Annotated in this window: 21 protein-coding genes; 11 read left to right on the plus strand and 10 right to left on the minus strand. The window is 58.1% G+C overall.

Annotated elements, in window-relative coordinates:
• The first annotated feature begins 10 nt into the window (after window positions 1-10).
• The gene (rutF, locus tag AC27VJ_RS06405; RefSeq protein WP_488683787.1) at window positions 11-526 is read left to right on the plus strand and encodes an NADH-dependent FMN reductase RutF; all 516 of its coding nucleotides are present in this window, start codon (window positions 11-13) and stop codon (window positions 524-526) included.
• Between the two features lie 50 nt (window positions 527-576).
• Here rutF and AC27VJ_RS06410 read toward each other — a convergent pair whose 3' ends face one another.
• The 9 genes from AC27VJ_RS06410 to AC27VJ_RS06450 form a co-directional block, all read right to left on the minus strand.
• Window positions 577-1,254 (minus strand): RraA family protein, encoded by a 678-nt coding sequence (locus AC27VJ_RS06410; RefSeq protein ID WP_488683292.1) that lies wholly within the window; start codon window positions 1,252-1,254, stop codon window positions 577-579.
• Window positions 1,255-1,261: 7 nt separating this feature from the next.
• On the minus strand, window positions 1,262-2,281 hold the full coding sequence (locus AC27VJ_RS06415; protein WP_488683293.1) for a hydroxyacid dehydrogenase: 1,020 nt from the start codon (window positions 2,279-2,281) through the stop codon (window positions 1,262-1,264).
• A complete protein-coding gene (locus tag AC27VJ_RS06420; protein WP_488683294.1) occupies window positions 2,278-3,126 on the minus strand; it encodes an HpcH/HpaI aldolase/citrate lyase family protein in 849 nt (282 codons plus the stop codon). Before AC27VJ_RS06420 ends, AC27VJ_RS06415 begins: the two co-directional genes overlap by 4 nt.
• Window positions 3,123-4,328, minus strand: a complete 1,206-nt coding sequence (locus AC27VJ_RS06425; RefSeq protein WP_488683295.1) for a CaiB/BaiF CoA transferase family protein — start codon at window positions 4,326-4,328, stop codon at window positions 3,123-3,125. Before AC27VJ_RS06425 ends, AC27VJ_RS06420 begins: the two co-directional genes overlap by 4 nt.
• An 8-nt stretch (window positions 4,329-4,336) precedes the next feature.
• Window positions 4,337-5,413, minus strand: a complete 1,077-nt coding sequence (locus AC27VJ_RS06430) for an ABC transporter ATP-binding protein (protein WP_488683296.1) — start codon at window positions 5,411-5,413, stop codon at window positions 4,337-4,339.
• Window positions 5,406-7,124, minus strand: a complete 1,719-nt coding sequence (locus tag AC27VJ_RS06435) for an ABC transporter permease (RefSeq protein WP_488683297.1) — start codon at window positions 7,122-7,124, stop codon at window positions 5,406-5,408. Before AC27VJ_RS06435 ends, AC27VJ_RS06430 begins: the two co-directional genes overlap by 8 nt.
• Before the next feature lie 67 nt (window positions 7,125-7,191).
• A complete protein-coding gene (locus AC27VJ_RS06440; protein WP_488683298.1) occupies window positions 7,192-8,289 on the minus strand; it encodes an ABC transporter substrate-binding protein in 1,098 nt (365 codons plus the stop codon).
• Window positions 8,290-8,294: 5 nt separating this feature from the next.
• Window positions 8,295-9,047, minus strand: coding sequence for an IclR family transcriptional regulator (locus AC27VJ_RS06445; protein ID WP_488683300.1), 753 nt, complete (start codon window positions 9,045-9,047; stop codon window positions 8,295-8,297).
• A gap of 200 nt (window positions 9,048-9,247) precedes the next feature.
• Window positions 9,248-11,602, minus strand: a complete 2,355-nt coding sequence (locus AC27VJ_RS06450; RefSeq protein ID WP_488683301.1) for a helix-turn-helix transcriptional regulator — start codon at window positions 11,600-11,602, stop codon at window positions 9,248-9,250.
• 136 nt (window positions 11,603-11,738) lie between these two features.
• Between AC27VJ_RS06450 and AC27VJ_RS06455 the strand changes: the two genes are divergently transcribed.
• The 9 genes from AC27VJ_RS06455 (at window position 11,739) to AC27VJ_RS06495 (ending at window position 23,306) form a co-directional block, all read left to right on the plus strand.
• On the plus strand, window positions 11,739-12,767 hold the full coding sequence (locus AC27VJ_RS06455) for an ABC transporter permease (protein WP_113085877.1): 1,029 nt from the start codon (window positions 11,739-11,741) through the stop codon (window positions 12,765-12,767).
• Entirely contained in the window at window positions 12,767-13,648 is an 882-nt protein-coding gene (locus AC27VJ_RS06460) for an ABC transporter permease (RefSeq protein ID WP_488683302.1), read from the plus strand. The genes AC27VJ_RS06455 and AC27VJ_RS06460 overlap by 1 nt, the downstream gene beginning before the upstream one ends.
• Window positions 13,649-13,651: 3 nt before the next feature.
• On the plus strand, window positions 13,652-15,298 hold the full coding sequence (gene nikE, locus AC27VJ_RS06465) for a nickel ABC transporter ATP-binding protein NikE (protein ID WP_488683303.1): 1,647 nt from the start codon (window positions 13,652-13,654) through the stop codon (window positions 15,296-15,298).
• Between the two features lie 16 nt (window positions 15,299-15,314).
• Window positions 15,315-16,871 carry a hydantoinase/oxoprolinase N-terminal domain-containing protein gene (locus tag AC27VJ_RS06470; RefSeq protein ID WP_488683304.1) on the plus strand — a complete coding sequence of 519 codons (1,557 nt, stop codon included), beginning with the start codon at window positions 15,315-15,317 and terminating at the stop codon, window positions 16,869-16,871.
• A complete protein-coding gene (locus AC27VJ_RS06475; protein ID WP_077105074.1) occupies window positions 16,864-17,997 on the plus strand; it encodes an S-methyl thiohydantoin desulfurase family protein in 1,134 nt (377 codons plus the stop codon). Before AC27VJ_RS06470 ends, AC27VJ_RS06475 begins: the two co-directional genes overlap by 8 nt.
• Window positions 17,998-18,044: 47 nt before the next feature.
• Window positions 18,045-19,640, plus strand: a complete 1,596-nt coding sequence (locus AC27VJ_RS06480) for an ABC transporter substrate-binding protein (protein ID WP_488683305.1) — start codon at window positions 18,045-18,047, stop codon at window positions 19,638-19,640.
• Between the two features lie 64 nt (window positions 19,641-19,704).
• The gene (locus AC27VJ_RS06485; RefSeq protein ID WP_488683306.1) at window positions 19,705-20,781 is read left to right on the plus strand and encodes an S-methyl thiohydantoin desulfurase family protein; all 1,077 of its coding nucleotides are present in this window, start codon (window positions 19,705-19,707) and stop codon (window positions 20,779-20,781) included.
• A complete protein-coding gene (locus AC27VJ_RS06490) occupies window positions 20,778-22,316 on the plus strand; it encodes a hydantoinase/oxoprolinase N-terminal domain-containing protein (protein WP_488683307.1) in 1,539 nt (512 codons plus the stop codon). Before AC27VJ_RS06485 ends, AC27VJ_RS06490 begins: the two co-directional genes overlap by 4 nt.
• 45 nt (window positions 22,317-22,361) lie before the next feature.
• Entirely contained in the window at window positions 22,362-23,306 is a 945-nt protein-coding gene (locus tag AC27VJ_RS06495) for an isoaspartyl peptidase/L-asparaginase family protein (protein ID WP_488683308.1), read from the plus strand.
• A 34-nt stretch (window positions 23,307-23,340) separates the two neighbouring features.
• On the opposite strand, the gene AC27VJ_RS06500 is transcribed toward AC27VJ_RS06495, so the two are convergent.
• On the minus strand, window positions 23,341-23,730 hold the full coding sequence (locus AC27VJ_RS06500) for a RidA family protein (protein ID WP_488683309.1): 390 nt from the start codon (window positions 23,728-23,730) through the stop codon (window positions 23,341-23,343).
• Window positions 23,731-23,905: 175 nt separating this feature from the next.
• Between AC27VJ_RS06500 and AC27VJ_RS06505 the strand changes: the two genes are divergently transcribed.
• Window positions 23,906-24,985, plus strand: coding sequence for a D-TA family PLP-dependent enzyme (locus tag AC27VJ_RS06505; RefSeq protein ID WP_488683310.1), 1,080 nt, complete (start codon window positions 23,906-23,908; stop codon window positions 24,983-24,985).
• Window positions 24,986-25,033: the final 48 nt, after the last annotated feature.

Below are 25,033 nucleotides of genomic sequence, written 5' to 3' on the forward strand. Positions count from 1 at the left end.
GATGAACACCATGCCAAATCTTGTTGGGCCAATCGAGACCGTGCCCGATGTCGATCAGCAGGCATTTCGCAACGCCATGGCCAAGATGGGCGCTGCCGTCAACATCATCACCACGGATGGTCCTGCCGGAAAGGCAGGCTTTGCAGCCACGGCAGTTTGCAGCGTGACCGACAGCCCCGCAACGCTTCTCGTCTGCCTGAACCGCACAGCATCAGTCTTCGAAGCTGTCATGGAAAACAAGGCGATTTGCGTCAACGTGTTGACTGCAGAGCATGAAAAGCTCTCATCCCTATTTGGCGGCAAAACGCCCGTCGAAGAACGCTTCGCAGCAGCCAATTGGCACTATGGAGCAACCGGCGCCCCGATACTCGATGACGCCATGGTGTCCTTCGACTGCGTGATTACCGACATGCAAGATATCGGCACCCATCGCGTGCTGTTCTGTTCAGTGAAAGCGATCCGCGAAAACGAGGCGGACAAAGCGCTGGTGTATTACAAGCGGGCCTACCATCACATAGGTGGGTGATCCTAAACGGAGCCGTCTGCGCCGCTATTGGCGCAGAGCCTTTGGCATCATCAATCGATGAATTCGCAACCGGCCTCCTTCAGGACCTTATCCACCCAGTCACGACTGACCGTGCCTGCCTCGGTTTCTGTCATCTGCTTGGTCTCGGCCTCATGCTTTTTGATTGTTGCCTTGAGGACATCAGCCGCATCGGCTTTTGGAACGCATACCACGCCATCGAGATCACCGAGTATCAGATCGCCGGGCTCTATCACCGTCCCGTTGATGGCGATGGGAAGCCCGATTTCGCCCGGGCCGGTGCGATAGGGGCCGCGATGGGTTACGCCGCTGGCAAAAACGGGGAGGTTGCGCTCCATAAATGCTTCGGCGTCGCGAATTGCACCGTTAAGCACAAAGCCTGCTACGCCCCGCCGGATTGCGTGGGCAAGCATCAACTCACCCATCAGGGAGTTGGCGGTTTCGCCAGCGGCATCGACAACGATGATGTCGCCCGGTTGTGCCATATCGATTGCCTTGTGAAGCATCAGATTGTCGCCGGGGCGGGTTCTGACGGTCAGTGCCGGGCCCGCGAGATTGCCAGAGCGGTGCATCGGTCTCATCCCTGTGCCAAGGGCACAAATGCGCGACATGGAATCGCTGACATTGGCTACGGGAAGGCTTCGGAATGAATCAATGAGCGTTGGCTCGATACGATCCCAGTTCAGTTTCACGCGAAATCCGTAAGTCATGAGAGCCTCAGGTAGCAGAAAGTTCGGTTGGTCGGGCAATCGAGCGCTCGTCGGGCGCATTGCCGTCGAGAACGCTGATAATGTGCTGAGCGGCGATAACCGCCATCGCATCTGCGGAGCCGTAGGTGACGCCACCGATATGAGGGGTGGCGATGAGTGTGCCCAGTGTCCACAGCGGATTGTCGGGTGCCGGTGGCTCGGTGGCGAAGCTGTCGAGTGCTGCGCCTGCGATGGCACCAGTAGACAGGGCTTCAGCAAGCGCCGCCTCATTGATAATGCCGCCACGAGCCGTGTTTACGAGGACGGCGGTCTTCTTCATCATGCTGAGACGACGCCCGTCAATCAGATCGCGTGTCGTTGCTGTCAGCGGGCAATGGATGCTCAAAATATCGAGGGCTGGCAACATGAGATCGATGTCGCTGGCAGAGGCAAACCCATCGGCTTCTGCTGCGTCCGGCGCGAAGGGATCGTAGACCACAACCTCCATGCCAAGCGCTTCAGCCATGCGAGCCGTCTCGCGCCCAATGCCGCCATAACCGATCAGGCCAAGCGTAGCTCCGAGGAAATCCTTGCCGATAAAGGTCGGCTTAGGCCATTCACCACTTTTCACCGCCCTGTCGAGCGGCAGCACCTCTTTGATAAGGCTCAGTGCCAAAGCAATCGTATGCTCTGCAACAGCACGAGAATTCGATCCCATGGCTCTTAGCACCGGGATACCAAGTTTAGCGGCAGCCACGATATCAACATTGTCGATGCCAACACCATGTTTCGCTATGACTTTGAGGTTGGATGAAGCGGCAATCACTTCCTCCGTGATACGGCCCTGCCGGACCATCATGCCATCAATCTTAAGCTCTGCAGCCCGCTTGGCGACAATGTCGGATGCATCGTAAGGTGGAGAGAAAAACACGTCGATGTCGTGTTCGTTCAGCAAGCGGATCGCTTTTTCAGCAATCTTGTTATGGGTCACGAGGATGCGGCGGCTGCGATGGCCGTGCTGTGCGCCCTGAATGATGTCGTGGGTCATGAGGTGGCCCGTCCTTTCTCAAATCGTGCAAGAAGATTTTGGGCGCGCATCACGATTGGCGCATCGATGAACTTGCCGTCCAGCATGAAGGCCCCTCGCCCTGCCGCAGCCTCTTGAGCATTCGCTGCGATGACTTTCTGCGCCCACGCAACCTCGTCCAAACTGGGGGCAAAGCATTGGTTCAGGATCGGCACGACGGATGGATGGATGCAGGTTGCGCCATCGAAACCGAAGTCACGCGCTTCAAGTGCAGCCGAACGAAGCGCCTCCTTATCGGCGAAATCGACCGTTGTCCGCAGCATTCCAAAGGAGAGAACACCCGCCTCCTTGGCCGCATAATGGATCATCAGCTTGGGATAGCGCAGCACATCCGGTGTCGGCTGAGCTCCCATTGCTGTCGCCAGATCCTCGCCGCCGGAGGTCAGTGCCAGAACGCGCGGGCCGTGTGCGATTGACCGGACTTCAAAGAGACCCTTCATATCCTCGATTAGAGGCACGAAATGGATCGGTGGACGTGAGGCCTCATACTTCTGAAGGCGTTGCGCCAAATCTGTGAGAACATCTGCGGTGTTGACCTTTGGAATATAGAGCGCATCGGCTCCCGCAACGGTCGCTGCCACAGCATCCTCGAACAATCGCTCAGAGTTGTTGACGCGAACGAAAACCTTGCCGCCGCTCTGCTGTATTTCCGGCACCCATCGTTCCAGCGCCTCGCGTGCTTCCGCCTTGGCATCTTCCGGCACGGCATCTTCGAGGTCGATGATGACGACATCCGCGCCCCGCTGGCCTGCTTTTTCCAGAAAGCGCGGCGCATTGCCTGGAACATAAAGGAGAGACGCGATCATTCGTCGCCCTCCAGATCATTAGGGGTCAAACCGACCTCGGCCAGAATTGCCTCCGTCTGCTCGCCCACATCCGGTGCCGGATGACGGAAAACACCCGGCGTCTTCGAAAAGCGCGGAAAAATATTGTGCTGCGGAATACTGCCGAGATCGGCATCCTCGACATTCACGACGATTTCCCGTTCGGCAAAATGCCGATCCGTACTGATGTCAGCGATGTCGTAGACCGGTCCGACGGTGGCACCTGCCTTACGCATCTCCGCAAGCGCTTCATCTCGGGTTCGCGTCACGAACCAAGCCCCGAGCGCGGCATCGACCAGTTCGCGATGTTTTACCCGTTCTGCATTGGTGGCAAAGCGTGGGTCATCCTTCATGTCGGGGCGTCCAACGATATCGAATATCCGCATCGCAATAACCTGCGTCGAGCCGGACAGCGCCACGTATTTGCCATCACTGCACAGATAGACGTTGCGCGGTGAAACCGTGTTTGAGCCTGAGCCAGACCTTTGCTTGACCTTGCCGGTAACGTGATAAATTGATGCTTCTGGTCCCAGCGACGCGAAGATTGGCTCCAGTAGTGAGAGGTCGATAACCTGACCGACAGCATCACCCCGTTCACGCGCGAACAGCGCCATCATGACGGCATTTGCGCCCGTAAGACCGGAGATCATGTCTGCGAGAGCCAAAGGTGGAAGGACCGGTTCGCGATCCGGGAAACCGGTGCGCATGGCAAAGCCACTCATCGCCTCAACCAATGTGCCGAAACCGGGAAGCTTTGCATAAGGACCGGTTTGACCAAAGCCGGAAATCCGCACGATGATGAGCTTCGGGTTAAGCTCCGCCAGACTTTCCGGCGAGAGTCCCATTTCCTCAAGCGTGCCGGGCCGGAAGTTCTCTATGAAGACATCCGCCGTTTCGAGCAGTTTCTTCAACGCCTCCAAAGCTTTTGGATTGCGCAGGTTGAGAGCGATCGATCTTTTGTTTCGGCCATAGGTTTTCCAATGCAGGGAATGGCCGTTGTCACGCCATTCACGCAACGCATCGCCCTGCGGTGGTTCGACCTTGATGACATCAGCCCCGAAGTCTCCGAGCTGCAACGAGAGCATGTTACCGGCGACGACGCGGCTGAGATCAACGACCCGAATGCCGTGTAACGGGCCTTTTTGATCCGCCTGAAAACGGACGGTTTTTGGATTCTCTACCATTGAAGGCCTCAATTCTGGTCACGTGTTCCGGGAAAAACGGCACAAAACTCCTGAGGAAGATGAACCAGAATGGACGAGTCCTTCAGCTCCAATGGTGTCTGGATACGAAACTCGATCGGGCCGGAGCGCACCGCATATTGCCAGACGGAACCGAGATAGGTCCGCTGCTCAATGGAAACCCGCATCGTGTTCGGGCCGGTCTCAGCGACAATTTCGATCTTTTCAGGCCTGATGGCTACAACAACGGCCCCGTTAGGGTCAGATGGCCCCGCTGGCGTCACGATTTCGCTACCATCGACAAGACGGATGCGTGCCGCGTCCGTGCCGCTCTCAATCATCGTGCCATCGAAGAAGTTTGACGAGCCGATGAAGTCAGCAACGAAGCTGTCGGCGGGACGCTCATAGATATCGCGCGGGCTGCCAAGCTGGCGCATCCGCCCCATGCTCATCACGGCGATGCGGTCAGACACGGCAAGCGCTTCGGCCTGATCGTGGGTCACGTAAATGGTCGTCACTTTCAACCGCTCCTGCAATTCGCGCAGCCAGACACGCGCACGCTCTCGCAGTTTCGCGTCGAGATTCGAGAGTGGCTCATCAAGGAGAAGAAGCGGCGGGCGATAGACGAGCGCGCGGGCAAGGGCAACGCGCTGCTGTTGTCCACCCGAAAGTTCGAACGGATAGCGATCCGCATAGGGCAACATTTCAACGAGTCCCAACGCATCCTTTATGCGCTCATCCCGCTCTGCTCTGCCAATTTTGCGTAGCGTGAGAGGAAAGGCGAGGTTTTCAGCGACTGTCTTGTGTGGCCATAGGGCGTAAGACTGGAAAACGAGGCCGATATTGCGTTTTTCCGGGGGCACGGTGTTGCCGGGATTGCCATCGAACAAGACACGGTCACCGATCCGGATCGTGCCTGACGTGGCATGGTTGAGACCGGCAACGGCAAAGAGCGACGTGGACTTTCCACAGCCGGAAGGGCCGAGCAAGGTCAGAAATTCGCCGGACGCAACGTGAATGTTGAGATTATCGACCGCCGTAACGGCCCCGTATTTGATGGTGAGGTTTTGGAGAACGAGATCAGCCATAGATTTTGGCTCCCATGACGCGGCGTGCGAGAAGAACGAACGCGGCGGTAATGATGACTTGGATGGTTGCAAGGGCGGAGACCGGGCCATTATCGCCTTGGGCAACAAGCTGAAGCATGGTCGTGCCGATGATTTCGGACCCGGGCTGATAGAGGAAGGCCGCCGTCACATATTCTTTGAAGAAGTGGATGAAGAGCAGCGCATAACAGCTGAACAATGCGGGCTTCAGAATAGGCACGATAATGCGTGTCACTGTGGTCCACCAGTCCGCACCGGAAATACGTGCCCCGCGGTCCAGCTCTTCACCGACCTGAGCAAGAGCCGGAGCGATAGCGCCGAAACCAACGGGTATGTAGCGGATCATGAAGGCAAGGATCAGCACAGCGATGGTGCCGCGAATGACATCGGCTCCCGGCAGCCAGATTACCGCATAGAAGAAGCCGAGGCCCGCAATGATACCCGGCAGAGCGCGCGGAAACAGCGCGATATATTCGAGCGTCCGCCTGTAACGGAAGTCCGAGCGGCGCGCGACGAGCGCGATGACAAGAATGAAGAAAGTGCCGATGGCTGCGCCAATCGTGGCGACCAGCACGGAGTTAACAATCGATCTTACATAGTTGGCTGAACCCAAGACATGTTCGAAATTGGCGGTGGTCAGCACTTTCCAGAAGGGAATGAGCGGCGTGAGAAAGCTGACCGCCGATCGCATGAAGATGCCTCCGAAGATCGAAATGATCGTCAAAAATGCAAAGGCAAAAACGAAGAGGAAAGCGGGCCAGCGCCATGCGCCAAGATCCAGTGTCGATGGACGGCTGGCCTTGCCGCGCACCGTGACAAAACGACCTGAGGATTTCATCAGGAAGCCTTGAAGCCACACAAGGAAGGCTACCACGATCAAGAGAATAACGGCTGCGGCACCGACAATTCCGTATTCCGGACGGACAGAGGCGTTGATGCCGGCATTGTAGAGAAACGTCGTTACCGTCTGTATGCCGGACGGGCCGCCAAACAGAAGGGGAATGGCGAGCATCTCGATGCCGACAACGAAATTCAACACGGCGGAATAGATGATGGCCGGACGGATCATCGGAATGGTGACCGAAAACAGCGCGCGGAACGGGCCAGCCCCTGTGGAGCGGGCCGCATCTTCCAGAAGCGGATCGGCCTTGGTCACGGCAGCAAGACACATCAGATAGGTCAGCGGCGCCTGGCTGAGACCCGCAACGATGCCCATGCCGGTCACGCTATAAAGATTCCACGGCGCGCCACCGAGATAAGTCTTGGCGGCGAGCGTCATGAAGCCTGAAGGGCCATACATGGTGAACCAGCCGAAGGCGATCACGAGGTTAGACACAAACAGCGGCCAGATGAAAATCTCGCCCAACCACTTGCGACCCGGAAGATTGGTGCGCCCGACGAGAACGGCCATGACTGCGCCGAAGAGCTGCGCAACGAGCATGGTCAGCGCGCCAAAATAGAGCGTATTCCAGAATATGCCTGCCATGCCAGGTTCACTGAACAGGCGGCTGAAATTGCCGACCGTCATGACAGCCGTGTCGTCATAGAGTGGCTTGTCGAGGAAGGCCTGGAAGATGATCGGGGTGATCGGACCGAATACGAGGATCGTCGTCAGCGCCGCAACGCCCCAGTAGATCGCACGCGATCGGTCTATCCCCCTTCCGGCCGCGCCGGGGTGGCTGATATCCGTCATCGAATTTTCCTGTCAGGGTTGGTAGGAGGGCCGCCACCGAAAGGCGGCTGACCCTCGAAGCACGGCCTTAACGGCCAGCGATTGCCGCGTTCCACTTCTCGACAAAGGGACCCGCTTCGGTAATCAAGCGCTGATCGAAGCCAGCAATGATCATGTTGTCGTTGCCGACGATGCCGCCGATTTTCTGGAACGTGTAACGCACCTGGTCTTCCGGCACATCTTCACGGTAGGGAACAAGACCACCCTTGCCCACCTGCGTCTGGCCATCCTGGCTCAAAGCGTAATCGACAAACAGCTTGGCAGAGTTCGGATTGGCGACACCCTTGGGAATACCCATGCCGCGAAGCATCATGATCGTGCCGTCATCGGGGAAAGCAAAACCGAGAATCTCGCCGCCTGGCTGCTCTAGGCGCGGGAAAATGGTGATGCCAGAAACCGCAACGCCCATCAGATACTCGCCGGTAGCGATCTTTTCATTCATCGGGCCACCGGATGTTTCGCCACGGATCATCGGGCCGATCTTGCGCAAATCGCTCCAGCCCTCTTCACCTTTCTTGTTCATATAGCTCCACCACGCGCTGAGACCGAAGCTGTTGCGCGAGGCATCGTAAGTGGTGATCTTTCCTTTGAACGTGTCCGGATCAGCTGTGGCCGCAGCAACCATTGATGAGAAACCCTTCGGGCGCTTGTCATCTGGAAGAAGCGCTGCGTTATAAGTAATGACCAGCGGATCGGTCGAGAGCACATTCACGCCGGGATAGGGATGTGCGAACTCTGGAAGCTTGGCGATTTCAGGGCTTTTGTAATCTTCCATCAAGCCATCCTTGCCATAGGATGCCCAGCGGTCGTTGGCACCGGAAACAAGAATGTCGGCGGTGCGTGCGCTCGAACCCTTTTCGGCCTCCCAACGCGAATGCACGGTGCCCGATCCCAGATCGACCGTCTCGACCTTTACCCACGGATATTTGGCATTGAAGCCCTTGATGATGGGCTGCCAATTGTTATCGGCCATGTTGGAATAGATCATGACCCCTGACTCGGTGCGGGAACCTTCGATGATCTTAGAATAATCGGCTGGATAGCCGGCCGGGACTTCCTGCGCTTGGGCAATGCTGGCAATGCCGGCAAACAAACCGGCAATGGCCGAAAGCGTGGTGAATTTCATTGTTATTACCTCCCTTTTGATAGGCGACGACTGCGACGCGCCAGCTCCTCACTGATTGCGACCGCAGTTTCTCTGACCACTTCACTGATGCGGCCGGAATTTGAAATGAACCTTGCCTGGGGACCGGAGATGTTGAATGCGGCAACGGCTTCGCCACTCGCTCCGAGGATTGGCGCCGCCGCACCCGCGGCTCCCTCAACGATACCCATTGGATTGAGATAGAAGCCAGACGCCCGGGCACTTGCCACCGCTTCTAGAAGTTTCGTTTGCTCGGGCTCCGAAAGGGAGGTCGCGGACACATAATGATCAATCTTCGTGCCGCTGCCAGCGGCAAGAAGAACGATACCGCTCGCAACCTTGTGCGCGGGCCGCGTCGGAACGATATCACGGTCGTACAATATCTCGCGCTTCGGCAAGACCTTGTTGAGATAACGGATCGACTGCCCCTCCAGAACGGCGACAAAGCCGCTTTCTCCGGTCTCTTCTACAGCCTGGAGGATGTAGGGTGATATCAGCGCGATCAGCGCACCGTAGTTGTGGCCATCGGAGGAAATTTCCCCCGGAAGGCGCCGCAACTCATATTCACCACTTCCCAGCCTGTGAACATAACCGCGCTCCGTCAACGACTGGAGCATCTGCAACGCGCTCGATTTCGGCATCGCGAGAGCGTTTGCAATCTCCGAAAGGCCAGCAGGTCCGGTCGAAGCGGCAAACCACTCGATCATATCAAGAACACGCTCGACACCGCGACCACTCAAAAACAAATCCTCCCAGATCGTTCGCTATAATGAACATATACATAATATTGAATCGCATAGACGTAGTCAATCCACGAAACGACAAGGTTGCCCTTCGAGCAGTTACGGGGTGAAAGCTATGGCAGCGAACCGACGAACGGCGATGTTGGGATGTTTTGAGGGAGGCTAGGTCAACGTCTGGATGACGTGAGCAAGCTTTCTTAAAGCCAGCCCAGTGCGGTCGCTGCCCTGATTGCTTCTGCACGACGTTTGCAGTCGAGTTTTTTGAACAGGTTCCCAAGGTGGAACTTGACCGTCACTTCGGAGATGTTGAGGGCTTGCGCGATGCGCTTGTTGGACATGCCACCCGCCAGAAATTGCAACATCTGCACCTCCCGCTGAGACAATCCGCCGTGCAAGGCGCGTGCCTGGGGCGAGTTGATGGAGGACGCGAAGATCGACAGCGCAGCGCGGACATCGGATGAGGTTTCGATGAAGCTGCGGATGCGGCGATTTTCCAAGAGAGGAGACAGAAATATCCGCTCTTCGGATAGCACGCCGTGGCAGCCGAGACGTTTGGCCGATTCCAGCGCCAGAAGAATATGCGAGCGCGCTGCGGCATTATCTCGGCGTTGGTGAGCGGTGTAGCTCTGCCATATGTGCAGGGCGACCCTCTCGCGATTGGTCACCTTTGGATTGGCGATCAGGGCATCGAGCTGGCGGGAAAGATACGGGCGTGGCGTCCACAGGTGAACGGCGTCGCGCAGCCATGCCATGACATAGGCAATCTCATCCCGCCGCGTCAGGCGCGAAAGCTCGTCCTGCGCGGTTTCCACCCAGTTCCGGCCCATGGGCATTCGGATCGACGTCAGTGTTGCAGCGGCTTCAGCCCAGCGGTTGGTGTTTTGATAGGCGATGGCCGTGCGGATTTCCATCATCGCATGGAACTGCAGCCCTTCTGACAGATGAATCCAAAGGCCATCCAGAAACCCCGGCCTTATGGTCGTCGGGAAATGATCGATTACGGCCTGCGTTGCATAATGCAAGCCGAATTGCATGAGGCTCGGCCATATTTCCGATGCCGCGAATTGTTCGAAATCATTCTGCACGAATTGCAGAAGATCATGCGAGCGGCCTGCCTCATAGTTGATGCAGGCGTCCGCAAGCCGCAACATCCGAAACTCCGTCTCGGCTTCGTGGTTGACCTGTCCCAGCCTGTTGCGGGCATCTTGCGCTGCGTGCCGCGCCATCAGCACATCGCCGCTCATCAGGCGCAGGACGATCTGGTGCAGGTGGATAAAGAACTCTAACAGCGGCTGACCGCCCATTTTTCGCAGGTAAATGAGGGCGCGCGCAGCAGCGGCTTCCGCCTCTCGAAAATTGCGGCGGCGAATTTCGAATTCGAGAAGTGCGTTGTAATAGCTCGCCCATTTGCCATGGTCCCCCATGGGATAGTCAGCCATGAATTCCCCAAGCCGGTTGATCACGGTATCATTTGGGGTCAAATCCTCGCTGATCATCAGATTGAGGCGGAAAGTGCGGGCGGCGAAGGAAAATCTTGATCCAAGCGACAGCACTTTGAGCGGATCGAGATAATCCGAGCCGAGATGCTTGCTGACGAGATGGCGAACGCGTTGAAGTTCTCCCTGCTTGAGGAGCGAGCGACAGACGGCAAACAACACCGTCTCATTCGTGGCAATCATTTCACGCGAGAAGCGGGTGATGATGTCCTGAAATGAACTGACACTGGTGCGATAAATCAGTTCGCGACCATGGGCGCGCTCAAGTATCTGTGCCGCGTGGGTTTCGTATCCATGATCGAGCAGAAGGGACATGGCGCGCAGCGACTGCCCCGACGTTTCCAGTGCCGATGCCAGTTCGACCACGGCACTGCCGGTCTCAAAAGCTGCAAGGCGCTCCCGAACGGCTAGTGACAGAAGCCGCAGAAGCTCGGTATGCTTTTGCGGCTCACGCATCAAAAACGGCGGCAACTGACTGGTCCAAGGCTCATTTTCGGAGGCTGTGGGAGCTTCAAGCCATAGGTTGAGCGCCATGGCCTGTGATGGCGAGAGGTGGGCGAGAAAAGCCTCTCGCAGATAGTCGATCCGCGTCGGCTCATCTACGCCCTCATCAAGGCCCAGAAATGCTGGCCAACCCGCGTATTCGTTGCGCATGCGGGCCGCGGTTGTAATCGGCAGAGCTGCAAGTTCACCATCGCTCAGCGTCAGATCGTCCGCATGGATCGTGTCGGACCCGAAATGCAATATTTGCCGCGCCAGACCGCTGATGCGTTGTTCGGGACGGCACGCAATCACCAGCGTTCGCACGATCTCGATGACCCCAGCCGGCAGCCGTGCCGTTCGCACAGAAACTGGAATATCCCAAAACAGCCAGCCATCCTGCACATCCGTCACGCCCGGTTGGCGGGACGTGCAAACGTGTCGCCCTACATGCTCCGCCACCGTGTTCAGCAGCATTGTCTTACCAGCACCCGCAGGGGCGCGCAGAAAGATGACGCCCGCTTCATTGCTTAGAATGCGCGAGCACAAAACCGGGCGTTGGATGATCAAAGTCATAAAATCGGAATAGGCGAAACTGCGTCAAAAACCTATACCATAAAGCAAAAAAACTATACCTTTTTCGGATTGCTGTCATCCGATCTGCGGGGGATGTTCGCTTCATCAGGAAGCGACAACCAAGAAAGCCTCCCCGATGCAGCAACATCCTTTGTTGGCAGTCATGACCCGGCTTGGCACCTTCGTGCTGGTCATGGTTGCTCTGTCGATTATGATTTTCACACTGGCACGTGTGGTGCCCGGCGACCCGGCACGCATGGCGCTTGGCCCTGCGGCGACACCAGAACAGGTGGAGGCGTTGCGCCTTCAGATGGGCTTGGACAAGCCGCTGGCGCTGCAATATTTCGACTATGTCGGCCACGCCTTGCAAGGTGATCTCGGCCAGTCACTTGTCTCTCAGAGGCCTGTAACGACGGACCTTGCCCAGACAGTTCCGGCCACGGTCGAACTGGTTCTCGTCTCTGTTATCTTCATGTTTCTGGTCGCCATACCGCTTGGTGTAATCACCGCGCACTACCGGGACAGAGGCCTCGATCATATCGGTCGGATACTGTCGCTCACCGGCGTCACCATCCCGAGCTTCCTTTTCGCCATTACGCTTCAGTTGCTGGCAGCAAAGTTCATTTCCGGCTGGCCCATCATCGGCAGGCTTGATCACTCCTTGGGCTGGCAGGGCGGGCCAACGGGCTTTCTGATACTGGATGGTTTGCTGGCTGGCCGCTTCGATGTGGTGCTCGATGCGCTGAAACACCTTGCACTTCCGGCTTTCGCGCTCTCCATGGCCGGCATCGGGCAGATCACCCGCATCACCCGCTCCTCGATGATCGAAAACCAGCGCAAGGACCATGTGCTGACGCTGCAAAGCTTCGGCGTACCTGAGCGCGTGATTATCTTCCGTTATCTGCTCAAGCTGTCTTCCATCGCGCCCTTGACGATCATGGGGCTGGAATTCGCGTCGCTAATTGGAAATGCCTTTGTGATCGAGATGGTGTTCGCCTGGGGCGGCTTCGCATCCTACGGGCTGACCTCGATCCTGCAAAAAGATCTCAACGCCGTGACCGCCGTGGTGCTGGTTGCAGGCCTGTTTTTCATCGTTGCGAACATGATCGTCGACATCCTGATCTCGATCATCGACCCGCGCCTGGGCCGAAAGGAGGCACGTTGATGGCCGATATGAAAATGCTCGACACATCCGACCGGGCGCTGAGTGCCGGATATATCATGTGGTATCGCTTTAGCCACAATCCGACGGCGGTCATCGGCGCGCTGATCCTGCTTTCCGTCGTCATCCTCGCCGTGTTCGCACCCTGGCTAACGCCCTACCCCAAACATGTCGGCGCTGTGGTGGATTTCCGTGCCCGGCATCTGGCTCCCGATGCCCTTCACTGGTTCGGCACCGACAAAGCGGGACGCGACATCTTTTCACGCACCGTGTTCGGCTTGCGGGTGTCACTGCTTCTGGTCATCGGCGTTCTCGGCATTTCCGTCCCAATCGGCACCGTTCTGGGTCTGATCGCTGGTTATTTCGGTGGCTGGACGGAAAAGCTCATCACCGGATTGACCAATGTCATGCTGGCCATGCCGCCGCTGGTCATGGCGCTTGCCGTTTCCAACCTTCTGGAACCGACACTGACCAACGCCATGATTGCGATTACGCTTCTGTGGTGGACCTGGCACGCACGGCTGATCTACTCCGTCTCTAAATCCATCGCCTCGGAAGATTACATCGAGGCCGCGCGTCTGGCCGGCGCAGGACCGATGCACATTCTGTTTCGCGAAATTTTGCCGAACTGCGTATCGGTCATCTCGGTCAAGACCACCTTGGATGCGGCCTTCGTCATCCTGTTCGGGGCAACCCTTAGCTTCCTCGGCTTTGGCGTAAAGCCACCGACACCGGATCTCGGCTCTATGGTCGCAGACGGTCGTCAGTTCATGCCTGACTTCTGGTGGGAGGTCCTCTGCCCAGGTGCCGCGGTCTTTTACGTCACCCTGGGCTTCAACCTGCTGGGCGATGGCCTTCGCGACATGTTTGACGTGGAGAACTGATCCATGAGCGAAGCGCTTCTCAAAGTCGAAGGCCTCGACGTTTCCTTCACCACCTATGGCCGCATCCGCCAGGTATTGCGCAATGTCAGCTTTACCGTTGCGGCGGGTGAGCGCGTGGCACTGATCGGCGAAACAGGTTCCGGCAAGTCGGTCACGGCCAAGGCGATCATCGGCACTTTGCCGAAAAACGCGGCTATCACCTCCGGTTCCATCCTTGTCGGCGGCAAGAACATTCTGGACATGCGGCCTGCTGAACGCGAAGCACTGAAAGGCACCGCTTTCTCGCTCATCATGCAGGACCCGCTTTCGTCCTTCAACCCAGTGTTCAAAATCGGCACTCACCTAGATGACGTCATGCGGTTTGCGGATCGTCGCAACGGCATCTCATCACCAAAGGCCGAGCGCCGGACCCGTATTGCGGAAGTTCTACGCCGAGTGCAGCTTGCCGATACCGACCGCATCATGAACGCCTATCCGTCCGAACTGTCCGGCGGCATGCGCCAGCGGGTACTGATTGGTCTGGCACTGTTACACCGCCCGAAACTACTGATCGCCGATGAGCCCGGCACGGCGCTCGACGTGACCACGCAGGACGAGATTCTCAATCTCATCAACCGGCTGGTGATCGAAGAGAACATGGTGCTGCTGATGATTACCCATAATCTGGGTGTCGTGCGCAAAGTGGCGGATCGCGTGGTGGTGATGCACCATGGCGACATCGTTGAAACCGGTGCCTGTGCGGACATTCTCCACAGCCCCAAGGACGCCTACACCAACGCGTTGCTGGACGCCGTCCCACCCCTTTACGGATCAAAGGTCAAGGATGCGCAACAAAGCGACCGGCAGCCAATCGTTCGCATCGAAGGCCTGAACAAGATTTTCGGCAGACGCAACGGCTATCATGCGGTGCGGGACGTTTCCCTCACCCTTCGCGAGGGTGAGGTTTTCGGACTTGCGGGCGAATCCGGTTCTGGAAAGACGACCGTGGCGCGCATGATCATGGGGCTGGTGACGCCCACATCGGGCGTGCTTGCCATCGACGCACCGCAGCCGGAACGCGGCAAGCGATTGACGCAGATCGTCTATCAAAATCCCGGTACGTCGCTCAATCCCAAGCGCTCGGTTCGGCAGACGCTGTCACTGCCGTTGAAATCCATCGGTATGGACGCGTCAGCGCGCGAAGCCCGGATGGCGGAACTGATGGATCTGGTGCGATTGCCGCAGGCTTATCTGGCGAAATATCCGCATGAGCTTTCCGGTGGGCAAAAGCAGCGCGTGGCAATTGCCCGCGCACTGGCTGCCGAACCGAAGATTCTCATTCTGGACGAGCCGACCGCAGCACTGGATGTGTCGGTGCAAAAGACCGTCATCGAATTGCTGGAACAACTGCGCCGAGAACTCGGGCTGACCTATCTGATGATTTCGCACGACCTATCGCTGATGCGCAATTTCTGCTCGCGCATCGCCATCATGCTGCGGGGTGAAATCATCGAGGACGGGCCAACCGGTGATGTCTTCGCCAATCCGCAACACCCCTATACCCGCGCCCTGATTGCCGCAATTCCCGTCGTAACGGACGAAGAAGAGCGCCTGAAACCGATTGTGACCACCGAGGAGCGTCAGCGCTTCCTGGTCAAAACGACAGACTGATTGAGGAGGAACTAACGTGTATCGCGTTGGAATCGACGTAGGCGGCACCAATACGGATGCCGTTGTCCTGAAAGATAAAACCGTTTTAGCGGGGGTCAAGGCATCGACCACCGAGGATGTGACATCTGGCGTGATCGAAGCGCTGGAAAAAGTCATCGCCGCATCCGGTATCGACCGCAGTGGTATCTCAGCCGTCATGATCGGCACGACCCATTTCACCAATGCGGTGATCGAGCGGCGTCATATGGAAGAGGTCGCGGCGATCCGCCTCGGCCTGCCGTCAGGCGCCGGCCTGCCGCCAATGGTGGACTGGCCGGACGACCTGCGGGAAATCGTCGGCAATCACGGCTATCAGGTGAAAGGTGGCTATGAGTTCGACGGGCGCGAAATTTCCCCGCTGGATGAAGATGCCATCATCCGCATTGCTGGAGACATCCGCGCCAAGGGCCTCAAGGCTGCCGCCGTGACCTGCGTGTTCAGCGGCATCAATGACGCCATGGAGCAACGCGCAAAGGAAATCCTGCAGGAGCGCTGCCCCGGCCTGCCGGTGGTGATGTCCAAGGATATCGGTCGGCATGGCCTGCTGGCACGTGAAAGTGCTGCCATCATGAATGCCAGCCTGCTTTCGCTGGCAGACCGCACCGTGACGGCTTTCGGCAAGGCGCTCGCCGCCGCCGGTTTGACCTGCCCATTCTACATCACCCAGAACGACGGCACCCTGATGGCTGCCGATGTCGTGCGGGCTTTCCCGGTTCTGACGTTTGCCTCGGGGCCTACCAACTCCATGCGTGGTGCTGCCTTCCTCACCGGTCTAAAGGACGCGGTCGTGGTCGATGTAGGCGGCACGACGTCGGATGTCGGTTCATTGTCACATGGCTTCCCGCGTCAGGCTTCGACCACCGTCGATATTGGCGGCGTGCGCACCAATTTCCGTATGCCGGATGTGTTTTCTATCGGTCTGGGCGGCGGCTCGCTGGTTGTGAATGGCGACAAGGGCATCACTGTCGGCCCAAAGTCCGTCGGCTACCGCGTGCGCGGCGATGCCCTTTGCTTTGGCGGCTCGACCCTGACGGCAACCGATATCGCGGTCGCTTCCGGGAAAGCTGACATTGGCGACAGGAAGCTCGTAGAAGGGCTGGATTCCAAGCTAGTCGAAGCGGCCGTAGCGAAGATCAATGCCATGCTTGAGGCCTGCGTTGAACGCAGCCGCATTTCCAACACCCCGGTTCCTGTGATTGCCGTGGGCGGCGGATCGATCCTGATGCCCGACCGCATCGGTGAACTCGACGTCATCCGCCCCGAGAACTTTGCCGTCGCCAATGCCGTGGGTGCCGCCATCGCCCAGATCAGCGGCGAGACGGACCGCGTCTTTTCACTGATCGATGGTCGTACCCGCGAAAGCGCCCTGGCCGAGGCCGAAGCCGAGGCCCGTGAAAAGGCAATTGCGGCAGGTGCCATGGCCGAAACGCTTGAGGTCATCGAGCGCGAAGATATGCCGCTTGCCTACCTGCCAGGCAATGCCACCCGCATTCATGTGAAAGTCGTCGGAGAAATGGGAGGCCACCATGGCTGAAACGCGCAAGCTGAAATATGACGAGGCCGATCTGCGGACGTTGACGCGCGAAGACCTCGACGCTCTCGAAATCGGCGCTGGTATTCTGGGCACTGGCGGCGGCGGCAATCCCTATCAGGGCAAGTTGCTGGTGCTGGAAGCCATGAAAGCCGGTTACGAGATGAAGATACTCGCGACTGATGCCATCGAACCCGATGCGCTCTGCATGTCTCTCGGCGGCATCGGCGCACCGGTGGTTGGCGTGGAGCGCATACGCGAGGGTCGCGAAGGCCTGCGCTGCCTGCGCGCCATGGAAGAACTGATCCGCACGCCCATAGATGCCATCGTCTGCGAAGAAATCGGCGGTGCAAACTCCATGAACCCGCTGGTAACCGCCGCCCTCGGCGGCCTGCCGATCCTTGATTGCGATGGCATGGGCCGCGCTTTCCCGGAAATGCAGATGACGACATTCTCGATCTATGGGCATAGCTCCACGCCATCTGTCATGTGCGACCTGCACGGCAATGCGGTGATCTTCAGCCACGCCGTCTCGGAAGTCTGGCATGAGCGCATGGCGCGCGCCTGCGTCGTGGCGCAAGGCGGTGGCGCGATGCTGGCGACCGCGCCGATGCAGGCACATTATGTGCATCAATATGGCATTCCCAAAAGCTACACCAAGGCCATCGCGCTGGGTGAAGCGGTTATCAACGCCCGCAAGGCGCAGGAAGACCCGATTGCAGCCGTCTGCACGCTCGAAGGTGGCCGACGCATCTTCAATGGCAAGATCACCGACCTGAAACGGCACCTGCGAGGCGGTTTTTCCGTAGGTGATCTGGAGCTTGCAGGCTTCGACGATTTCAGCGGCCAGACCGCTGGCGTCGCCATTCAAAACGAGTTCCTGATCTTCCGCCGCAACGGCCAGGTCGAGGTTTGTGTGCCTGATCTGATCGTTCTGCTGGATGTAGATACCGGCTATCCGATCACCACCGAAATGCTGCGCTATGGCCAGCGCGTCGCGGTCATCGCCATTCCCTGCCACGATCTGCTGCGCAGTGCCCGCGCTCTCGAAGTGGTGGGACCAACAGCCTTCGGATACCCGGACATCAATTTCTCGCCCCTGCCCGCGCCGGTGCGAAAAGCTGCCTGATAACAAGCGGGGCCGTTCTGTTCCCGCATATAAAGAGGAGAACTTCCATGACGTCACATACCAGAGACTCCCGCCTGGCCGCCTTGGCGCTGGGCACAGCAATGGCTTTGAACTTCGGTTTTTCCGCAAAGGCAGCGGATGAAAAGGTGTCCATCGCCGTCAACACCATGCAGATCTTCAGCTCGCTCGATCCGGCAAAGGTTACCGATTACACAGGCTATATGGCTGTGGTGAATATGTATGACGGCCTGACCACAGTCAGCCCCTCGGGCGAGGTCATCCCGCATCTGGCGAAATCCTGGGAGATTTCATCGGATGGTCAGACCTATACCTTCCATCTTCGCGACGACGTGAAGTTTCAGGATGGCACCGCGCTGAAGGCCGCCGATATGGTTTGGTCGATCCAGCGTCTGATCGGCATCAATAAAGGCCCGTCGAACCTTGTCGTCGGCCTCGTCAAGCCGGAGAACATCACCGCGCCTGACGAAAAGACCGTCGTCATCAAGCTCGACCGCAAATTTTCGCCCTTCTTGTCGATCACGCCGCTGATGGTTGCGCTGAACGAAAAGCTGGTGACGGCGAATGCCAAGCCAGATGACAAATGGGGCGAGGCCTATGTCGGAGAACATTCTGCCGGCTCAGGCCCATACAGCCTTGTGAGCTATAACCGCTCTGCCGACATGGTCATTGCCCGCAACCCGGATTACTTCGGCGGCTGGAGCAATGGCAAACCAATCGATGAAGTCCGCTTCATCCAGACAAGCGACGATGCCACGGTCAAGGCACTGGCGGAAAAAGGCGATCTTGGCCTCAGCTCGCATGGCCTCGGCAACGACACCTATGAATCCATCGGCAAGATGCCCAACTACAAGCTCATCCAGACCCGCATCTCGGGCGGCTTCGTTATCAAGCTGAACACCAAGACCTATCCGACAGACGATATCCACGTCCGCCGCGCCATTGCCTATGCGACGGACTACAAGACCATTCAGGAAGTGATCTATCCCGGCTTCGACATGCAGGGACCGCTGTCTACGGCCTTCAAGGACGCGCATAATGACGGCATCCAGCCAGGCGTTTTCGATCTCGATAAGGCCAAGGAAGAACTGGCGAAGTCGAAATATGCCGGTCAGAAAATCACGCTGGTCAACAGCTACGTCGCATCCCTCGCTTTTGAAGCGGAAGTGGCGCTGATGCTGCAGGCCAATCTCGAGCAGATCGGCATCACGCTCGACATCAAGCCTGAGCCATGGAACCGCATTGTCGAACTTTCCTCCAAGGCAGAAACGACACCGGCCTCGACCCAGGTCAACATTTCGCCCACCTATCCTTCGCCGGACGCGATGTTCTACAACCAGTATCACTCGAAGGCATCAGGCACATGGATGTCCATGGAATGGCTGCAAAATCCTGAAATCGACGCGCTGATCGACAAGGCGCGTGGCACGACTGACGTCAGCGAACAGAACGCGACATATAAGGAACTTCAGACGAAGATTGCCGATCTTCAGCCTGATGTCTGGGCCGTCTCGCCAAACCGTCGCTATGCCGCAAATAAATGCCTTCAGGGCTACGAGTTCATTCCCATGCAGAGCTGGGACCTGAACTTCTCGCGCTTCCACTGGGATTGCGCGGCCAAGTAATAGCCGGATGAACGAAGGCCCCGCATGCGTGCGGGGCCGCAGATGCCATTGCCGAAGGTGATACATGCTTCAGGAATTTGCAGAAGAAAACATCGAGCCGCTGGCCACCGGCGCATGGATTTTGGGTACGGGCGGCGGGGGCAATCCCTATATCTCGACGCTGAACCTGAGACGGCTCTACGCCGAGGGAAAGCGCGTACAGGTCATGGACCCGATGGCGCTTGACGATGATGATATGGTCGCGGTCGTTTCGATGATGGGTGCTCCACTTGTCAGCCAGGAACGTCTGGGCGATCCGGCGCATCTGGCCCGTGCAGTCGAGGTGATGGAAGACTATCTCGGCAAACCGTTCCGCGCCATCATGAGCGTAGAAATCGGCGGATCCAACGCCATCTCGTCCTTCCTCGCCGCAGCCATGCTGGACCGTCCGGTGGTCAATGCCGATGCCATGGGCCGCGCCTATCCGGAAGCACAGATGACCTCTTTTGCCATCGGGAACCTGCCGATGTTTCCGCTCTCGCTGGTCGATGTTCGCGACAACGAAGTCATCGTAACGCGCGCAGCATCCTGGAAGTGGATGGAGCGTATCTCCCGCAAAGTCTGCACCGAAGTCGGTTCGACGGCTGCCACCTGCAAGGCACCCCGGACCGGCAAGGAAGTCAAAGAGTGGGGCATCCACTACACCGTCACCAAGGCAGTTGAACTCGGTCGCGCCGTCATGGACGCACGCGCACGCCATGACGATCCGGTCAGAGCCGTTCTCGATCATGAAGGTGGCAAGCAGCTTTTCCGCGGCAAGGTCGTAGACGTGGCCCGCGAAACCACCGGCGGCTTTTTGCGCGGACGCACGATCATCGAAGGCAGTGATGCAGACCGTGGTTCGCGGATGGAACTGGGCTTTCAGAACGAATGGGCTGTGGCCTTCCGTGATGGTGAGCCAGTGGCGATGACACCCGACCTTCTGTGCCTGCTCGACACCGTATCCGGCAGCGCCATCGGCACGGAATCCGTTCGCTACGGTCAGCGGGTAACCGTCGTTGCCCTACCTGCACCGGAACTGCTGACGACGCCGGCTGGAATAGCCGCAGTGGGGCCGCGTGCCTTCGGTTACGACATTGATTTCAGATCGGTATTTCCATGAAACGCATCGGTATTGACGTAGGCGGCACCAACACGGATGCCGTGCTGATTGATGGTGATACGATCATCACCTCCATCAAGGTCCCAACCACGACGGATGTCCTTTCGGGTGTTCGGGCTGCACTCGCACATGTGTCTGCCCATCCGCAGGCGGCTGGTCGCCCGGTTGATGCTGTCATGATCGGCACCACCCATTTTACCAATGCTGTGGTGGAGCGAGCACGGCTGGAGCGCGTGGCCGCCATCCGCATCGCGCTACCGACAGGCGCTTCCCTGCCACCGATGTGCGACTGGCCGGACGACCTGCGCGCCGCTATCGACCCGATGATCTTCCTGGTGCATGGCGGCCATGAATATGACGGCACCCCGCTTGTGCCGATGATACCGGATGAAATCCGCGAAGCGGCCATGAAAATTCGTGACGCTGGCATCACCTCCATTGCCATCTCCGCGACATTCTCGCCGCTGACGACGGAATGCGAAGTGAAGGCCGCCGAAATTGTTCGTTCGGTGATCCCGCAGGCACGCATTACGCTTTCGCATACGCTGGGCCGCATCGGCCTGCTGGAACGCGAAAACGTCGCTATTCTGAACGCTGCCTTGCAGTCACTCGGCAAGACAACCGTTCAGGCGTTTTCAGATGCGCTTCGCGATGCAGGTGTTACCGCGCCGTTTTTCCTGACGCAAAACGATGGCACCGTGGCACTTGCGGATGTCGCCTCGGCCAACCCCGTCCATAGTTTCGCATCTGGCCCGACCAACTCCATGCGTGGCGCGGCATTCCTGACCGGACTGACCGATGCCATGGTTGTCGATGTTGGGGGAACAACGTCGGATATCGGTTGTCTGGTGGGAGGCTTCCCACGCGAGGCGAACAACATCGTCCATATCGGTGGCGTGCGTACTCTATTCCGTATGCCCGATCTGCTGCCGATAGCCCTGGGCGGCGGCACAATCATCGACCCGGAAACAGGCAAGATCGGCCCACGGTCTGTGGGTTATCGCATCCTCACCGAGGCCCGCGTTTTTGGCGGCAAAACATTGACGACCTCTGACATCGCGGTTGCGGCAGGGTTGATCGACATGGGCGACCGCGACCGTGTGAAAAACCTCGACCCCGCTTTCGTGAAGGCAAGCCTTGCCCGAATCCGCGATATGGTCGCCGAGAATTTCGATCAGATGAAAACCTCGGCGGATGGTGTTCCGCTGATTGCCGTGGGCGGTGGCGCGTTTCTGATACCGGACGAAATTCCAGGCGCATCCGAAGTGCTTCGTGTGGAAAATGCCGGAGTGGCCAATGCGCTGGGTGCCGCCATGGCACAGGTTTCCGGCGAGGTCGACCAGGTGTTTTCAGGCATGAGCCGCGATGAGGCGCTGGCAAAAGCGGAAGCCGATGCGCAGGAAGCTGCCGTTGCCTCAGGCGCCGGACGCCACACGCTCAAGACCCTGGAAGTCGAGGATATTCCGATTGCCTATCTGCCGGGCGGCGCACGCCGCGCGCGGGTGCGCGTTATCGGCGATATCGACTTCAACTGAAAAGCGAGTGGCGGCAATTGCCGCCCCGGATGACGGAAGCAAGACATGACGGAAATTGCATTGGCCATTCATGGTGGCTGCGGCGTGCTGCCGGAAGACAGCATGACACCACAGGAATGGGCTGAAGCCAGACAGGATTTGGCAAAGGCGCTGCGCGCCGGTTACAGCGTTCTCGCATCTGGCGGCAAAGCCGTGGATGCGGTGGAAGCTGCCTTGATCACGATGGAAGACAGCCCGCATTTCAATGCCGGTCACGGGGCGGCGCTCAACGAAAACGGCGTGCATGAACTAGACGCGTCGATCATGGATGGCACAACGCTTGAAGCCGGCGCCATTAGCGCAGCGCGCGCCATCCGCAACCCGATCAAGGCGGCCCGCGCATTGATGGAGGACGGTCGCGCCGTCTACCTCACCGGTGCCGCAGCGGATGATTTCGCCCGCTCAAAAGGTCTAAAAACCGAGCCGCAATCCTATTTCACCACGCAAAAACGTGTCGAGGCGCTTGAGGCGATGAAGGCCCACGCTGCAGTAGGCACTGATGCGACGGAGAATGAGAAACATGGCACGGTCGGCGCCGTGGCACTCGATGCCAATGGGCATCTTGCTGCGGCAACCTCGACCGGCGGCTATACAAACAAGCCCGACGGTCGCGTTGGTGACAGCCCCATTATTGGCGCGGGAACCTATGCACGAAACGGATCCTGCGCCGTTTCCGGCACCGGCAAGGGCGAGTTGTTTATCCGCTACGTCGTCGGCCACGAGATCGCCGCCCGCATATCCTATCTCAACCAGAGCCTGGAAACCGCTGCAAATGGCTTGGTGCATGACGATCTGGCGCCCCACAGCATCGGGGCAGGCCTTGTCGCCGTGGATGGCCAAGGCAATATCGCAGCCCCATACAATACGCCCGGCATGTTTCGCGGCTGGGTCACATCCGCAGGCAAAGGATTCGTCGCGACCCATGACGAGGTTTTTGAAATTGCGCTGTGAGGCGACAGCGGGGCCTAACTAAAGGCCCGCGTCGTTACGCGCGGTCTGCCCGATAGGCGACGCAATCAATCTCGACTTTGCAATCCACCATCATGCGCGATTGAACGCAGGCGCGTGCGGGAGGGTTCTCTCCGAAGTATTCCGCATAAACGCCGTTGAAGCTCCAGAAATCTCTGGGATCATCAAGCCAGACGCCAACGCGGACCACATCCTCGATGCTGTAACCGGCCTCGTGGAGAATTGCGATCAGATTTTCGATTGTTTTGCGAGTTTCCGAAACGATTCCGCCGCGAACGATCTCACCCTTTTCCATGGCAACTTGACCGGAAACATGAAGCCATCCGCCAGCTTCGACAGCGCGAGCAAAGGGAAGCGCCTGCCCGCCCGCGCCGGTTTCGCCTGCACCATATCGCTTGATCGTCATCAGTTTCTCTCTTTCTGATATTTGAAACAGGGTATCTGAAGTTCCCGTTGTCCCGTGGATGTTTCGCTGGATTGACATATCACGGCTTGGGCATGAAGACTTGTCAATAGGGCCTGCTCACACCTAAGCCTGTGCCACAATTCTCTCGCTGCACATCATTTCTATCGAGGTCAAAATGCCTTTTTCGTCTGAAGAACTGGCTGCCATCAGCACACCCGCCGTCCTCGTCGACCTCGATATTGTCAATCGCAATATCGAGCGGTTTCAGCTTTATGCGGATGCCAACGGTCTGAATGTTCGTCCACACATCAAGACACATAAGCTTCCCGCAATCGCGGAAATGCAGCTGGAAGCGGGGGCTATTGGCATCACCTGCCAGAAAGTGTCTGAAGCGGAAGCCATGATGTCGGGCGAGGCAAAAATCCGCGATATCCTCATCACCTACAACATCGTTGGCCGTGAGAAGCTTGAAAAGCTGAGAGAGCTTGCGAACCGCGTAACGCTTTCAGTCGTGGCCGATAGCACGGCTGTGGTGGATGGACTGTCGGAAACGTTCAGGAATGAGCCGCAGCCACTCACGGTTCTCGTGGAATGCGATACAGGGGCCCGACGCTGCGGTGTTCTAACCCCTGAGGCTGCGGAGAATTTGGCGGCCTATATCGACGTAGCGCCGGGACTTACCTTTGGTGGCCTGATGACGTTTCCACCAGTGGGACAGGAAACCTCTGTTGAAAGCTTCATGAAGGAGGCTAAAACCCGGATCGAAGCGCGCGGCATTGCCGTTCCGGTCATCACCTCCGGCGGCAGCCCCTCCATGATGCATGCCGCCGATGCACCGGTCACGACAGAATATCGACCGGGAACATATGTCTATAACGACCGCTCCCTGGTCGCCCGGGGTGCCTGTGGCTGGGATGATTGCGCGTTGCATGTTCTGGCGACCGTCGTTTCCGTACCAGCACCGGATCGCGCGATTATAGACGCTGGCTCCAAAACGCTGACCTCCGATCTCTTCGGCCTCACCAACCATGGGCATGTGGTCGGTCGTGACGATATCACCATCGATCAACTCTCGGAAGAACACGGACGTCTGGTCAGCAACGGACCCATCGGCCTCGTCGTCGGCCAGAAGATCAGGATCGTGCCCAATCATGCCTGCGTGGTGACCAATATGGTCGATGCCGTGATCGTCAAAGGCCACGGACGATCTGTGCCGGAAAACTGGGCTGTCGCGGCGCGCGGAAAGATTACCTGATAAAAAAGCTTCCTCATCAAAACGCGTGAAAACAGCTCAAATGTTTTT

This window comes from Agrobacterium sp. 20P9.1.2 (assembly GCF_057799395.1).

Bases quoted from the DNA above. Each gene is read 5' to 3' on its own strand.
- rutF (WP_488683787.1), top strand. From the start codon at position 11: ATGCCAAATCTTGTTGGGCCAATCGAGACCGTGCCCGATGTCGATCAG.
- AC27VJ_RS06410 (WP_488683292.1), bottom strand. From the start codon at position 1,254: ATGACTTACGGATTTCGCGTGAAACTGAACTGGGATCGTATCGAGCCA.
- AC27VJ_RS06415 (WP_488683293.1), bottom strand. From the start codon at position 2,281: ATGACCCACGACATCATTCAGGGCGCACAGCACGGCCATCGCAGCCGC.
- AC27VJ_RS06420 (WP_488683294.1), bottom strand. From the start codon at position 3,126: ATGATCGCGTCTCTCCTTTATGTTCCAGGCAATGCGCCGCGCTTTCTG.
- AC27VJ_RS06425 (WP_488683295.1), bottom strand. From the start codon at position 4,328: ATGGTAGAGAATCCAAAAACCGTCCGTTTTCAGGCGGATCAAAAAGGC.
- AC27VJ_RS06430 (WP_488683296.1), bottom strand. From the start codon at position 5,413: ATGGCTGATCTCGTTCTCCAAAACCTCACCATCAAATACGGGGCCGTT.
- AC27VJ_RS06435 (WP_488683297.1), bottom strand. From the start codon at position 7,124: ATGACGGATATCAGCCACCCCGGCGCGGCCGGAAGGGGGATAGACCGA.
- AC27VJ_RS06440 (WP_488683298.1), bottom strand. From the start codon at position 8,289: ATGAAATTCACCACGCTTTCGGCCATTGCCGGTTTGTTTGCCGGCATT.
- AC27VJ_RS06450 (WP_488683301.1), bottom strand. From the start codon at position 11,602: ATGACTTTGATCATCCAACGCCCGGTTTTGTGCTCGCGCATTCTAAGC.
- AC27VJ_RS06455 (WP_113085877.1), top strand. From the start codon at position 11,739: ATGCAGCAACATCCTTTGTTGGCAGTCATGACCCGGCTTGGCACCTTC.
- AC27VJ_RS06460 (WP_488683302.1), top strand. From the start codon at position 12,767: ATGGCCGATATGAAAATGCTCGACACATCCGACCGGGCGCTGAGTGCC.
- nikE (WP_488683303.1), top strand. From the start codon at position 13,652: ATGAGCGAAGCGCTTCTCAAAGTCGAAGGCCTCGACGTTTCCTTCACC.
- AC27VJ_RS06475 (WP_077105074.1), top strand. From the start codon at position 16,864: ATGGCTGAAACGCGCAAGCTGAAATATGACGAGGCCGATCTGCGGACG.
- AC27VJ_RS06480 (WP_488683305.1), top strand. From the start codon at position 18,045: ATGACGTCACATACCAGAGACTCCCGCCTGGCCGCCTTGGCGCTGGGC.
- AC27VJ_RS06485 (WP_488683306.1), top strand. From the start codon at position 19,705: ATGCTTCAGGAATTTGCAGAAGAAAACATCGAGCCGCTGGCCACCGGC.
- AC27VJ_RS06490 (WP_488683307.1), top strand. From the start codon at position 20,778: ATGAAACGCATCGGTATTGACGTAGGCGGCACCAACACGGATGCCGTG.
- AC27VJ_RS06495 (WP_488683308.1), top strand. From the start codon at position 22,362: ATGACGGAAATTGCATTGGCCATTCATGGTGGCTGCGGCGTGCTGCCG.
- AC27VJ_RS06500 (WP_488683309.1), bottom strand. From the start codon at position 23,730: ATGACGATCAAGCGATATGGTGCAGGCGAAACCGGCGCGGGCGGGCAG.
- AC27VJ_RS06505 (WP_488683310.1), top strand. From the start codon at position 23,906: ATGCCTTTTTCGTCTGAAGAACTGGCTGCCATCAGCACACCCGCCGTC.